Source organism: Arthrobacter oryzae (assembly GCF_037911235.1).
GTDB lineage: Bacteria > Actinomycetota > Actinomycetes > Actinomycetales > Micrococcaceae > Arthrobacter > Arthrobacter oryzae_E.
Genome location: NZ_JBBLYW010000004.1, coordinates 58,035 through 70,357, shown reverse-complemented (window position 1 = coordinate 70,357; position 12,323 = coordinate 58,035). Strand labels below are relative to the sequence as shown.

12 protein-coding genes, 1 tRNA gene and 1 other RNA gene are annotated in these 12,323 nt (G+C 65.3%); 7 read left to right on the top strand and 7 right to left on the bottom strand.

Going from position 1 to position 12,323, the window contains the following annotated elements; translation table 11 throughout:
• Positions 1-22: 22 nt before the first annotated feature.
• Positions 23-119: signal recognition particle sRNA small type (ffs, locus tag WMN78_RS01565), an RNA gene on the bottom strand.
• Positions 120-187: 68 nt separating this feature from the next.
• Positions 188-541: a divalent cation tolerance protein CutA gene (cutA, locus tag WMN78_RS01560; RefSeq protein WP_340531623.1), complete on the bottom strand. Its 354-nt coding sequence runs from the start codon at positions 539-541 to the stop codon at positions 188-190.
• A gap of 383 nt (positions 542-924) precedes the next feature.
• On the opposite strand from cutA, the gene WMN78_RS01555 reads away from it, so the two are divergent.
• Positions 925-1,009 (top strand) — tRNA-Ser (locus tag WMN78_RS01555).
• A gap of 46 nt (positions 1,010-1,055) precedes the next feature.
• On the opposite strand, the gene WMN78_RS01550 is transcribed toward WMN78_RS01555, so the two are convergent.
• Positions 1,056-1,985, bottom strand: a complete 930-nt coding sequence (locus WMN78_RS01550; protein WP_340531621.1) for an oxygenase MpaB family protein — start codon at positions 1,983-1,985, stop codon at positions 1,056-1,058.
• Between the two features lie 383 nt (positions 1,986-2,368).
• Here WMN78_RS01550 and WMN78_RS01545 point away from each other — a divergent pair, with 383 nt between their 5' ends.
• The 4 genes from WMN78_RS01545 to WMN78_RS01530 all read left to right on the top strand — a co-directional run bounded on the left by WMN78_RS01545 (position 2,369) and on the right by WMN78_RS01530 (position 7,031).
• Complete coding sequence (locus tag WMN78_RS01545; protein WP_340531620.1) at positions 2,369-3,805, top strand: peptidoglycan DD-metalloendopeptidase family protein; 1,437 nt, start codon at positions 2,369-2,371, stop codon at positions 3,803-3,805.
• A gap of 141 nt (positions 3,806-3,946) precedes the next feature.
• Positions 3,947-4,432 carry a glutathione peroxidase gene (locus WMN78_RS01540; protein ID WP_340531619.1) on the top strand — a complete coding sequence of 162 codons (486 nt, stop codon included), beginning with the start codon at positions 3,947-3,949 and terminating at the stop codon, positions 4,430-4,432.
• Positions 4,433-4,670: 238 nt separating this feature from the next.
• On the top strand, positions 4,671-5,888 hold the full coding sequence (fdhA, locus tag WMN78_RS01535; protein ID WP_317780992.1) for a formaldehyde dehydrogenase, glutathione-independent: 1,218 nt from the start codon (positions 4,671-4,673) through the stop codon (positions 5,886-5,888).
• 195 nt (positions 5,889-6,083) lie between these two features.
• Positions 6,084-7,031 carry a phosphodiesterase gene (locus WMN78_RS01530; protein WP_340531618.1) on the top strand — a complete coding sequence of 316 codons (948 nt, stop codon included), beginning with the start codon at positions 6,084-6,086 and terminating at the stop codon, positions 7,029-7,031.
• 4 nt (positions 7,032-7,035) lie between these two features.
• On the opposite strand, the gene WMN78_RS01525 is transcribed toward WMN78_RS01530, so the two are convergent.
• Positions 7,036-8,511, bottom strand: coding sequence for a stealth family protein (locus WMN78_RS01525; RefSeq protein WP_340531617.1), 1,476 nt, complete (start codon positions 8,509-8,511; stop codon positions 7,036-7,038).
• A gap of 199 nt (positions 8,512-8,710) precedes the next feature.
• Positions 8,711-9,625 carry a hypothetical protein gene (locus tag WMN78_RS01520; protein WP_340531616.1) on the bottom strand — a complete coding sequence of 305 codons (915 nt, stop codon included), beginning with the start codon at positions 9,623-9,625 and terminating at the stop codon, positions 8,711-8,713.
• A gap of 143 nt (positions 9,626-9,768) precedes the next feature.
• Between WMN78_RS01520 and WMN78_RS01515 the strand changes: the two genes are divergently transcribed.
• Both WMN78_RS01515 and WMN78_RS01510 read left to right on the top strand, forming a co-directional pair.
• Complete coding sequence (locus WMN78_RS01515; protein ID WP_028272925.1) at positions 9,769-10,068, top strand: type II toxin-antitoxin system VapB family antitoxin; 300 nt, start codon at positions 9,769-9,771, stop codon at positions 10,066-10,068.
• Complete coding sequence (locus WMN78_RS01510; RefSeq protein ID WP_340531615.1) at positions 10,061-10,726, top strand: LytR C-terminal domain-containing protein; 666 nt, start codon at positions 10,061-10,063, stop codon at positions 10,724-10,726. Before WMN78_RS01515 ends, WMN78_RS01510 begins: the two co-directional genes overlap by 8 nt.
• A 52-nt stretch (positions 10,727-10,778) precedes the next feature.
• Here the strand turns inward: WMN78_RS01510 and WMN78_RS01505 are convergent, their stop codons facing one another.
• Together WMN78_RS01505 and WMN78_RS01500 are read right to left on the bottom strand one after the other, a co-directional pair.
• A complete protein-coding gene (locus WMN78_RS01505) occupies positions 10,779-11,402 on the bottom strand; it encodes a TetR/AcrR family transcriptional regulator (RefSeq protein ID WP_340531614.1) in 624 nt (207 codons plus the stop codon).
• A 115-nt stretch (positions 11,403-11,517) separates the two neighbouring features.
• Positions 11,518-12,249 (bottom strand): DsbA family oxidoreductase, encoded by a 732-nt coding sequence (locus WMN78_RS01500; protein WP_340531613.1) that lies wholly within the window; start codon positions 12,247-12,249, stop codon positions 11,518-11,520.
• Between the last annotated feature and the right edge of the window lie 74 nt (positions 12,250-12,323).

The following is a 12,323-nucleotide window of genomic DNA, read 5'->3' as shown; positions in this document are numbered from 1 at the left end:
GGCGGCCGCCCTGTTCGGGAATAGTAAAGACCCCCCATGCACCCGCCAGAGCCCGTCTACCCTTGCTACCTTCCGGTCCTGGGGGAGTTCAACAGGATGACGCCACATGAGGGGCCGTCAATGAGTTTACCCGATGATTTCGTGTGCCCCGAATCGGCGGAACGTGGCTCGTTCCAGGGTGCCTCGGCTAGGTTCCGCGGCCCACCTGCGCCGTTGCCGGGCGGTGTCCGTTGACGGCCCAGCTCATAAGTGCGGGCTCCTCGTAGGGGTGGGCGGCACGAAGGGCGGCTACGACGGCGTCGAGCACGTCTTCCGTTACGACGCACTCGATCCGCACCTCCTGCACCTGTTCGTTCCGGCCCTGTGTACCGATAAACGGCTGGGATCCGTCGAGTGGTGTGAACCGTCCGGTGCCGGGGGTGGTGAATGCGCAGTGTGAATAATTGCCGATCCGGCCGGCGCCCGCATCGCCCACCGCCGCGAGGACAGCCTCCGCGTGGTCTGCGGGTACGTAGGTGACCAGGGTGTGCAGTTGCGTCATGCGCCCATCTTCTCAGCAACTCGCACGCGAACCGGCAGCAGCCGTTAGCGGCACAAGTCGGTAACGGTCAGCCGATATTAGGGGACGAACCCTTGCTTATCATTGCTGCAAAGCGGACGATGGATATGTACACCGATTGGGGCAATCTCAAGTTGAGCTCAAGGTTGTGAGCTGCAGGGCCTGGCGCGAGGGCCGGACCCGGCAGCTCAACGGTGTTCCGGCGGAGTGGGCGCATTGGGGGCGTCCATTTTGACGTTAAGGGGCCATTCCGCAGGGCCCGCGTAGGAGCCCGCAGCGCGCCCGTCGTAACGTCCCGTGCGCCCAATTGGGTGATGCCGGAAAGTTCAGGTAGTCTAGTATCTGCTTTTGATTCAGAAGCTACTGGAGAATTCGCCTAGCGGCCTATGGCGCACGCCTGGAACGCGTGTTGGGTTAACGCCCTCGGGGGTTCAAATCCCCCATTCTCCGCGGTTTGGCCCCGGTCCTCGGACCGGGGCCTTTTTGCATTCCGGCGCTAAGGGGCAAATCCCAGGCGGCGCAGTCGCCGTCGTGCTGCCTGCTCGCTCGGCCCGATCCTGCCTCCGCGTTTTGCCCCGCCAAGGGCCAGTTGGACGACGGCGAGAGTCACTTTGGTGCCGAGCGTCACCGGCAGCGGCAGGGGACCCAGCCGTGCCGTCCGGAGCCCCAGCATTTTGCGGTACCTCGGGTCGAGGCTGGCAACAGCGGCGGCAAACAGCATCCGGTATCCAGGGCGCAGCGAAGGATGCAGCGGCGGGTTGCGGATGAAGGCCACCATCTCGGTCACCCGCTCGTCGGAGCGGAGGTCGCCGTCGTCGTACCAGCTGTCCAGCTGCTGCCTCATTTCCGCCTCGCTCAGCGGGGGCGAATCAACGCCCATCAGCGTTCCAGCGTGCGCCCACTCCCGGACGTAGGCATCCGGCCCGCCGGGGATGGGCCGCCCCCAGATCTTGTGGGCGGAGAGGAATGCGTCAGTGAATGCGATATGGACCCACCGAAGCAGCTCGGGGTCGTTGGCCGCGTAGCTTCTGGTGATTCCGTGGGCGTCCACGTAGTGACCCCGGACCGATTCATGCAGCCGCAGCACCCAACCGGATGCTTCATGCGCCGCGGACGTGGAGCCATAGGACACGGTGAAGATCCAGCGGATGGTTCCGGCCAGCCGTCCCAGGGGATCTTCGCGGAAGCGTGAATGGTCGTGTACGCCGGCGAGGGCGCCTGGATGGAGGGCCTGCATCAGGAGCGCACGGATGCCCGCCACAATGGTGGTCATTGAACCGTGGACCGCCCAGACCGCGGACCCCGGCAAGTGATAACCGGCGTCGTCACCATCCTCGAGCAGGGGGACCCAAGGCGGCACTGCACCCCGCGTGCCGGTGAAGGTCTGCCTGAGCTCGGCCTGCCACTCCCTGAGGACATTGCGCATGGTCCATTCTTGCGCATCCGGTTGGATCGCGCTGAAGGAACGATACGGCTAAAAGTTCGGGCCGGAGACGTCTTAGGGTTGGCCAATAGCTGTGAGCCAGCTGGGAATTCCGGCCCGAAGGCGCGGAATTCCGCGGGAGTGCGTGGACGGCCCGATGTTGGGGGGTTCACAGAGCCGAGGGGCTGTGGTCCCATAGGAGTCGTAAGTCCGTCGAGATTGGGGTCTGGCGGGCCTATCGCAGGAGTCAACACGTGGGAAATCACTGGGGATATGGACACGACGAGCAAACAGCCAGGCCCTGCCTCGTCGCAGCACGGATTCTGGGAGTATGCGCCGTTTCAACGTTTGGCGTGATCGGGCTTAGCCTCTACGGACCCGCGCCCATGCCATCGGCTGTGGTCGCTACCAGCTCGAAACAGGCACCGATGGGCGGTCCGGGCATTGCGCCGTGGTGGCCGGACGCCTTCACGAAACCGCTGGGCATTGCCCCCGACACCGTTTCGGCCAATACCAACGCCCTGATCTCCTACAGCCGCAGCGATATCCGGACCATCTCCAAAAGCGGCAAGCGCGAACTGAACGCTGCCTCAGAGGAACTGAGGCGCCCGCCTGCCGGTTCGCTCATGGCGCCCCTCGAAATGCTGACGGAAACCTCCGGCTTCGGCCTCCGGGTCAGCCCCTTGAGCGGGGTTGCGGGGGAGTTCCACTGGGGCCAGGACTTCGCGGCTGCGTGCGGCACCCGGGTGTATGCGGCCGACGCCGGTGTGGTGAGGGCCGTGGGCTGGCACCCTTGGGGCGGCGGCAACCGTGTGGAGATCGACCACGGCAACGGGCTGATCACCACCTACAACCACTTGGAAGGGATCGCCGTCAAGAAGGGGGACTCCGTCCAGGTGGGCGAGGTCATTGCGAAAGTTGGCACCACGGGTTCGTCCACGGGGTGCCACCTGCATTTTGAAACAATCCTCAACGGCGTGCATGCCAACCCCCTGGACTTCAAGTTCCTGCCCACCAGACAGCTGGATGAGCTGGGGAACATTGACATGATCAGCTACCTCCCGGGCGGCGACGCCCCCGCGGGCGATCCCACCTGGGCCATCCCCGTCTCCGCGGACAACTCGCACGTGGTGGCGGGCGGCGAGGCGGAAGTCCCCAGGCCGGAAACGCCTTCCGCTACGGCGACCGGCACGCCGTCGGCTTCTGCGACGCCGTCCGCGACGGAAAGCTCGACGGCGACTGCAACCCCACCGCCCGCCGGCACCGCAACCCCGCCGCCGACCGGCACCGCAACCCCGCCGCCGACCGGCACCGCAACGGCCACGCCGACCCCTCCGCCGACCCAGACTCCGACGCCGGCGCCAACGGAGACCGGGCAGTCCACTGAGGCGGCGTCGCCAACAGAGAGCGTCACCGCGGAGCCGACAGCGGAGCCTGCGACTGAACCTGCCGCCGAGCCGACGGTCACGGCGACAGCGGAGCCGGCGACTGAACCTGCCGCCGAGCCGACGGTCACGGCGACGGCGGAGCCGGCGACTGAACCCGTGGCCGAGCCGACGCTTACGGCGACGGCGGAGCCGGCGACTGAACCCGTGGCCGAGCCGACGCTTACGGCGACGGCGGAGCCGGCGACTGAACCCGTGGCCGAATCGACGCTCACGGCGACGGCCGAACCCACGGCGGAACCTGCCGCCGAGCCGACGCTTACGGCGGCGGCCGAACCCACGGCGGAACCTGCCGCCGAGCCGACGCTGAAGGCGGCGGCGGAGCCCGAATCAACAGAGTCAGCTGAGCCGGTGCCAACCGCCATCCCAGCGCCATAACGGCATCCTGTTCAGCATCGCGGTCCTCCTTCACGGAGGATGATGCGGAGGACCGCGCCGGAACCCGCACCGGCACCGACCCATACACTTGGCCGCTGTCAACGAATAGCAGCCATGACCAGTTTCCTAAGAAAGCCCTCCGTGAAGTCGATCCACTCCATTCCGCTGACCCTCAATGACGGCACGGAAACCGATTTTGGCCGTTTCAAGGGAAACGTGGTGATGGTGGTCAACGTGGCCTCCCAATGTGGCTTCACGCCGCAGTACGCCGGCCTTGAACTGCTTTACGGCAAGTTCCAGGACCGGGGGTTCGAGGTCCTGGGCGTCCCGTGCAACCAGTTCGCCGGACAGGAGCCGGGTAGCGACGACGAAATCGCCGAATTCTGCGAGCGTAATTTCGGCGTGACATTCCCGCTGGCCGCCAAGGCTGATGTGCGCGGCAGGAACCAGCACCCGCTCTACGCCGAGCTCACCAAGTTCAAGAACGGGCTCCTCCCCGGAATTGTGAAGTGGAACTTCGAAAAGTTCCTGGTCAGCCGCGACGGCGTCGTGGTGGCCCGCTTTGCTCCCACGGTGGAGCCGGACGCGCCAGAGGTCCTCGCCGCCGTCGAGGACGCCCTCGCCTGACGGCGCGCGGGACGGCACCTCCATGGCGGTCACTAGGGCCCAACGGCCCATATCCCTAAGTATGCTTACCGGCCTAGACTGGCCGGACCCTCCCGTCTGTTCAGCACGGCTGCGGCTTCGCCGGCTGCAGCACCGCGGGACGGCGCGGCCGGCCCATGCCTGCCTCGGAGGGCGCATCAGAACTTCGTGAATCACACGGGACATCCTGGCGGGTGCCCGTGAAACCAGGAGGAAAGAGATGACAGGGAACAAAGCCGTTGCCTACAAGGGACCGGGCAAAGTCGAACTGATCGACATTGACTACCCCAGCTTCGAACTCAAGGACGGGCCGGGCGTCAACCCCGCCAATGTGGGCCGTTCCGTGCGCCATGGCGTGATCCTCAAGACTGTCGCCACCAACATCTGCGGCTCCGACCAGCACATGGTCCGTGGCCGCACCACTGCGCCGCCGGACCTCGTCCTGGGCCACGAAATCACCGGGGAAGTGGTGGAAGTAGGGCCCGACGTCGAGTTCATCAAGGTTGGGGACATCTGTTCCGTTCCGTTCAACATCGCCTGCGGCCGCTGCCGCAACTGCAAGGAGCGCAAGACCGGCATCTGCCTCAACGTCAATCCGGACCGGCCGGGAAGCGCCTACGGGTACGTCGACATGGGCGGCTGGGTAGGGGGCCAGGCCAACTACGTCCTGGTGCCCTACGCGGACTGGAACCTGCTGAAGTTCCCGGACAAGGACCGGGCCATGGAGAAGATCCTCGACCTGGCCATGCTTTCGGACATCTTCCCCACGGGATTCCATGGCGCTGTCAGTGCCGGAGTCGGTGTCGGCTCCACCGTCTACATTGCCGGTGCGGGTCCGGTCGGCCTGGCTGCGGCAACAAGCGCCCACCTGCTGGGCGCCGCCGTCGTGATCGTCGGCGACCTGAACGAGGACAGGCTGGCGCGGGCGCGCAGCTTCGGCTGCGAAACGGTGGACCTCACCAAGGGCGGCCCGGCGGAGCAGATCGAGCAGATCCTTGGCCTCCCGGAAGTGGACTGCGGCGTGGACGCAGTCGGCTTCGAGGCGCGCGGCCACGGACATGGCAAGGACGCCGAAGAGGCGCCGGCCACGGTGCTGAACTCGCTGATGGACATCACCGCCGCCGGCGGTGCGCTGGGCATTCCGGGGCTGTACGTGACGGGCGATCCGGGCGGCATTGACGAGGCAGCCAAGAAGGGTGCCCTGAGCCTGAGCCTGGGTACCGGCTGGGCCAAGTCGCTGAGCTTCACCACGGGCCAGTGTCCCGTGATGAAGTACAACCGGCAGCTGATGATGGCAATCCTGAACGACAAGGTGAACATCGCCAAGAACGTGAACGCCAAGGCCATCACGCTTGAGGAGGCGCCCCAGGGCTACGCCGAGTTCGACGCCGGCGCCGCCACGAAGTACGTCCTCAACCCGAACGGCTACCTGAGCTAAGCCGCCAAGTACTGAGTAACCACGTGCCGGCGGACACACACCGAGTGGGGTGTGTGTCCGCCGAACTACTCGTTATTTCCATATTTTCAAACATGCCTACTGGAGTTTGCACATTGTTGGCCGAATGTCTGATTGGATAGACATTACTGAGAGGGACACTGGAGGCGCCGCTTCCAACCAACCACGAAGGCAGTAATGGAGCTCATCGAGGCCGAACACCCCCGGCCGCGTCATTTTCTACTCCACCTGAGCGACCCCCACCTATTGGGGGGTCCGGATCATCTGTATGGCGCAGTGGACAGCGAAGCCCGCCTGAAACAACTGTTTGAGGAAGTCAAAGCCTCTGGGGCCCGTCCGGAAGCCGTTATTTTCACTGGCGACCTGGCTGACCAGGGCGAACCCGAGGCGTATGTAAAGTTGAGGGCCATCGTTGAACCCGCCTGCAAGGCGATGAACGCGCAGGTCATCTGGGCCATGGGAAACCACGATGACCGCGGGAACTTCCGCGCCGGCCTGCTCGACCAGCCCGGGAACGATTCGCCGTTGGATCACAGTTATTTCGTCAACGGACTGCGGGTGATCACCCTGGACACCTCGGTGCCGGGGTTCCACCATGGTGAACTCAGCGAGTCGCAGTTGGAATGGCTCGCCGCGGAACTCGCCACTCCTGCGCCGGACGGCACCATTCTGGCGCTGCACCATCCGCCGGTTCCTTCCATCCTGGACTTGGCAGTGCTGGTGGAGCTCCGCGGCCAGCCGGCCCTGGCAGCGGTCCTGCGCAACTCGGATGTCCGCACGATCCTGGCCGGCCACCTGCATTACTCCACCACCGCCACGTTCGCAGGCATCCCGGTGTCGGTGGCCTCCGCCACCTGTTACACGCAGGACCTGAACGTAGCCGTGGGCGGCACGCGCCCGCACGACGGCGGCCAGGCCTTCAACCTGGTGCACGTGTATGAACACACGATTGTGCATTCCGTGGTGCCTGTCGGCAGCGCAGCAGCGGTGGGCGAGGTTGTGAGTGCGGCCGAAACACAGCGGCGACTGGCGGCCGCGGGGGTCCGCATTCCCCGTCAGGCAAAGACGCAGGGACACCCGCCCACCCAGAGCATCCCCATGATTAGCCTGGGCTCCGGACGCTGAGTTTCTACTTTTCCCAGGGCGCCTTGATGGGGTAGTACTTCTCCAGGAAGTCCGTCACCAGCTCGGCGCGTTCATCCGCTTCCACTTCGGGGAAGCTGCCGTCGTTCAGGCAGAAGAAGTCCATGTTGCGCTTCGACAGCAGCTTGGGCAGGTAATTAAGCCCGGCCCGGACTGTGGTGTCCACGTACCTGACTTTCGCTGCGGTCTGGGTGACCGCCCGCCCGGTCAGCAGCGCGTAGTAGTGGTAAAAGGAATTCGTCACGGAGATATTGTCTGCGGCACGGAACCTGCTGGCTGCGGTCTTGGCGAATTCCTGGGGGAACTCCTGCTCCATGGTGGCTACCACGCTCCGCCGCAGCGGGGCCGCGGTGTGCTCCAGGTGGCGGGTGGTGATCCGGCCGAACCGGTCCCACAGGAGTTTCCGGTTCACCCTGGCAGCGTTCTCGAAACCGCTGCGTTCCGCGTCGTTGTCGCCCAGCCCGATGCGGGTTTCCGCCTCAATGAACTTGGTGACGCCGCCCGGGGTGAAGAACATGTCCGGTCCCACCGCACGGCCGAAGAACATGTCGTCGTTGGAGTACAGGAAGTGCTCCGAGAGCCCTTCGATGTGGTGCAGCTGGCATTCGACGGCTTGTGAATTGTGCGTGGGCAGCACGGACGGGTCCGCGAAGAACTCCTCACTGCGCACAATGGTCACCGAAGGGTGATCGGCCAGCCAGGCGGGTGCCGGCGAGTCCGTGGCGATAAAGATGCGGCGCACCCACGGAGCGAACATGTAGACCGAGCGCAGGGCGTACTTCAGTTCGTCGATCTGGCGGTAACGGGCCTCGTGGTCGTCGCCTTCGCCCACGACGACGCCTGCCATCCTGGCGCGCCTCGCGGCGATGTACTCCGGCGAGCTGCCGTCCACCCAGGAAAACACCATGTCGATGTCGAAGCTGATGTCGCTGGCGTGGTCCGCGAACATGTTCTCGATGGTGGGCCAGGTGTGGCCGTAACGCTCCACGGTGCCGCGCACTGCGTCGGTGGTGAGCATGGTCCGGCGGGTGAGGGAGTTTTCAATCGGCAGGATCAGCTGGTTACCTTCGAAGCTCCACAGCTCGATCTGCACGCCGGCGGAGGAGCCGAAGTCGAAGCCTCCGTTGGGCTCCACCCGCGGACGGTAGAGCCGGAAGATCCGGGCCTGGCGGTTGGGGGAGAGCTCGCCGTCGGCCACCAGGACAGAAGACTTTTTCTTCGCATCCACCGTCATGGAGTAAACGGGCTCGTTACGGCACGCTTCCACCAACGCGGTCCGGAGCTTCTTCCGGTTCTCCCAGTCCAGCGCGATGACCGGCCGGTGGTTGTTGCCGCGGACCAGCAGGTAGTCCAAGCCCGCGTTCGCGAGGACGTTGCGGATGAACAGCAGGTCCTCCACCATGGCCTGATAAGGCGTCCGGGTGTCGTTGATCAGCGCATAACGCCCCCGGTGGCGGACCACATCGGGGCGGTTTTTCAGCCGCGCGACAGCAGCCGGCGACGTTACCTCGGCGTGGCTCCTGCCGTCGTCGGAGGCCTGACCGCCGTAGTAGATCTCATCCTGAACGAGTGCGTCTGTAATGGTGTTTCTCCGAGCTTTTGTCTATAGAGGTCCTACCTGCATAATAACCCGCACCAAAAAACCGGACTAATCCCCGGACTCAGCCGGCCAGGGCGTCCCGCCAGCTGCGCAGGAACGCCGCACCGGCGTCGTCGTGGATCACGTTTTCAGCGAGCCCCAAATCGGCCGCCGTCAGGACCGCATATGGCTTGACGGGAACACCGTCGGCGGGGCGGACATCCACGTGCTTCACGTCGTGGTCGTTGTGGTGCAGCCAGTCGGCCATGGCGTAGTCGGTGCGCGAATCGCCCACCGTCCGCCAGGCCAGCGGCCGGATTCCCTGCGCCGCAAGCAGTTCCACCGCTCGGCTGGCACCCAGGTCCTTCCCGAGGCGCACGGACTCGATGTCGGTGGAAATGATGGTGGGGTCCACGCGGTAGTCCACCTGGTCGTCCGAATCGGGAGCATGGTGGTCCAGCCGGACCACGCCCAGGCCGTGACGGGCCATCAGTTCCATGGCGTCGGCGTCGAACAGTTTCTGTTCCTCGAGGTAGTCCTGGCTGGGAACTTCGATGTGCTGCTCCACGGACACCATGGCACGCTTGGTTTCGTCGAAGAACATATGGTTCGTGTAGTCCTCGGCGACCAGACGGCGGACGTCATCGCCGTAGGCCCGGGGGACGGCAAGTTCGTGGTCCACGTGCATGGGGCCGGGCCCGGCAGCCGTGTAGCTGAACCAGACGGCACCTTTTTCGCAGATGGCGTGGATGACCGTTCCGGTGGGCATGCCGGCCGCGATCATGGGCTCCATGACCTGCGTGCGGATGAACGCATCCGAGCGGCCCGTGTTGAAGATGACCGGAATGCCCGCGGTGGCCAGGGCCACCATGTCCGCAATAATCTCCGGCTTGACATCGCGGGTGACCGGGCTGGCCACCGGGCCATCGACGTCGAGCAGCAGGGCAAGGGGAGGAGCCGACGCCGGTGCGGCGGCCTTGTTCTCGGGTGCAGTCATGCCTCCATTCTCTCAGGGGGGGCCTGCCCGGCGCAGAATGTTGCCTTGCTGCGTCGCAGCCAATGGTCACTGTTTGGCTACAACCTTGGAACTGTGCGGGGTCATTCGTTCCCTTGGCCGGGCAACTTCCATAGGCTTGCAGGGTGATATTCAAAGCTGTGGGCGAGGGCCGCCCTTACCCCGACCATGGTTACAACACCCCCAAGGAATGGGCTGCCCTTCCGCCGCGGCCCGTCCGGCTCGATGAGCTGGTGACCACCAAGCGCACCCTCGACCTCGAGGCCCTCCTGGCCGAAGACTCCACCTTCTTCGGTGACCTCTTTCCCCACGTTGTGCAGTATCGGGGAACTCTCTACCTCGAGGACGGGCTGCACCGTGCCGTCCGGACCGCACTGCACCAGCGCACCGCCATCCACGCCCGTGTGCTGGTGATAGATGGCTAGGAAACCCAAAGACCCCACCGTCCTGCACGGGCACCGCGTAGTTTCCGGGCAGGAACTCCGGGCCACGTTTGTTGAGCAGGACGACACGGCGGAAAACCCCGTCCGGCTGCGCCGCCGGATCCTGCACGGTGTGGTGCTGGTCCTGCTGGTCGGTCTGATCATCTCCGCGATCATCGTTGCGCTTGCCATCATGAACGGCCAGATCAAGATCCCGACGTCGGAGCGAACCGGGGCTGCCGTCTCGGCGTGTCCCGCAACGGCTTTTGACTACACCCCGAACGACAAAGTCACGCTCAACGTCTTCAACGCCACCAACCGGCCAGGGCTGGCGCGTTTGGTGGCGGACGAGTTCCTGGCGAGGAAGTTCGCGGTGGCGGAGGTGGGCAACACCCAGTCCGGCTACCGGGGCGTGGCCGCGGTGGTTTCCGGGGCTGCCGGTCAGTCGGCGGCCTTCAGCGTCCAGCGGAACCTTCCCGCCTCGGATTACTTCCAGGACGGCCGGTCGGACGGCAGCGTGGACGTGATTCTCACCGGTGACTTCAAGGAACTGAACGCGCCTGAACTCGTGGACCAGACGCCCGGCCAGCTCAGCTGCCCGCGCGACAGCCGCCGGATCGTCGACAACGCCAAGTGGCCGGTAATCCCCAAAGCCGGCTGACCCGGCGGGGGCTGAGGCTGGCTGCGGCCGGAACGGCTGTAGCTGGAACTGGCTAGGGCCGGGGAAGCGCGACTGGACGCCCGTCGTCGTCGAACCGTGCCCCCGCTCCGAGCTGGATGAACCGAACGGTACGCAGCACCGCTTCAGGGGTGCCGTCGCCCCGTGCGGCGCTGGAGGACAGGGTGCCGTGGATGAGCTGGGCTAGTTGCGTGATGTCCGCTTCGGGGAGGTAGCCCTGCGCCATCGCGTCGCGCAGGATGTCCTGGAGGAGCAGGCTGAGTTCGCCCACGTGGTCCGCGAGCTTGGAGAAGGACGCCGGCGAGAGCACTGCCGCCATGGCCGGGCCGGGCGGCAGGTGGCGGCGGCTCAGGTCCTCCACCTGGGTGCGGACGTACAGCGCCAGGCGTTCCACCGGGTTCTCCAGGGACTGCAGGGATTCCCGGAGGCCGTCGAGGAAGCGCTCGGTTTCATCCAGGGCGTAGGCGATCAGCAGTTCTTCGATGTCCGCGTAGTAGTTGTACACGGCGGTGCGCCCGATGCCGGCATGGCGGGCCACGTCCGTCATGGTGAGGCCGGGCAGGCCGTGGGTGAAGAGGAGTTCGCCGAAGCCGGTCAGGATGCGGCGTTGGGTCTCGGCTCGTTGGGCAGCATTCGTGGCGGCCGAAATCCTAGGCATACAGACACTTTACAGCGATCTGTCAGCAAACCTATTCGAGTTTTTGTCCAGATAACGCGACATGCGCGTCGTTTTGGCCCCGTTATCTGGACAAAAACTCATGTGCGGGGGTGCGTCAGACAGTGCAGCCGTCGGGACCGCACGCTTCTGCGCCGCCGTCGCTGCTTTTGCTGCCGGGGGCGCCGGTGCCCGCGCCGGCCATGACGAGGGGCTGCTTCTCGTGCCACGCCTGAGTGAGCGCCTGGCTGAACATCGCTGGGGGCTGCGCGCCGGACAGGCCGTACTTGCGGTCGATCACGAAGAACGGCACGCCGCTGATGCCCAGGGCCCGTCCTTCTTCGAAGTCGAGCCGGACGTCCTCGGCGTACTTGTCCGTGGTGAACAGCTCATCCAGCTCCCCGGCGTCGATCCCCAGATCCTGGCCCAGCGAGGTGAGGTACTCCCGGCTGCCGATGTCCTTGCCGTGCTCAAAGTGATCGCTGAGCAGGCGCTCTTTGGCGGCGTCCTGCCGGCCGTGCGCGGCCGCCAAATGGATCAGCCGGTGTGCGGTGAAGCTGTTGGCAACCACGACGTCGTCAAAGCGGTAGTTGAGGCCCTCACCTTTGGCCTGCTCAGCCACATGTTCGAACATCTGCGAGACCTGGGCCGGGGCCAGACCCTTGCGGGTGCTGAGGTACTCCAGTTCGGTGCCGTCGTAGTGCTCAGGCAGGCCGGGGTCGAGCTGGTAGCTGCGCCACTGCACCTCCACGGAATCGCGGTGCGGGAATTCGGCCAGTGCTGCTTCGAAACGGCGCTTGCCGATGTAGCACCAGGGGCAGGCGACGTCGGACCAGATCTCAATCTTCATGCTGGCAACAACCCTGGCCCTGGCGCATCCATTCCCCGGCGGCATGTCGCATTGCTCACTGCTGGGGGCTTAAG

Coding starts and splice junctions, on each gene's coding strand:
- fdhA (WP_317780992.1), top strand. CDS start 4,671: ATGACAGGGAACAAAGCCGTTGCCTACAAGGGACCGGGCAAAGTCGAA.
- WMN78_RS01530 (WP_340531618.1), top strand. CDS start 6,084: ATGGAGCTCATCGAGGCCGAACACCCCCGGCCGCGTCATTTTCTACTC.
- WMN78_RS01545 (WP_340531620.1), top strand. CDS start 2,369: ATGCCATCGGCTGTGGTCGCTACCAGCTCGAAACAGGCACCGATGGGC.
- WMN78_RS01500 (WP_340531613.1), bottom strand. CDS start 12,249: ATGAAGATTGAGATCTGGTCCGACGTCGCCTGCCCCTGGTGCTACATC.
- WMN78_RS01505 (WP_340531614.1), bottom strand. CDS start 11,402: ATGCCTAGGATTTCGGCCGCCACGAATGCTGCCCAACGAGCCGAGACC.
- WMN78_RS01520 (WP_340531616.1), bottom strand. CDS start 9,625: ATGACTGCACCCGAGAACAAGGCCGCCGCACCGGCGTCGGCTCCTCCC.
- cutA (WP_340531623.1), bottom strand. CDS start 541: ATGACGCAACTGCACACCCTGGTCACCTACGTACCCGCAGACCACGCG.
- WMN78_RS01510 (WP_340531615.1), top strand. CDS start 10,061: ATGGCTAGGAAACCCAAAGACCCCACCGTCCTGCACGGGCACCGCGTA.
- WMN78_RS01550 (WP_340531621.1), bottom strand. CDS start 1,985: ATGCGCAATGTCCTCAGGGAGTGGCAGGCCGAGCTCAGGCAGACCTTC.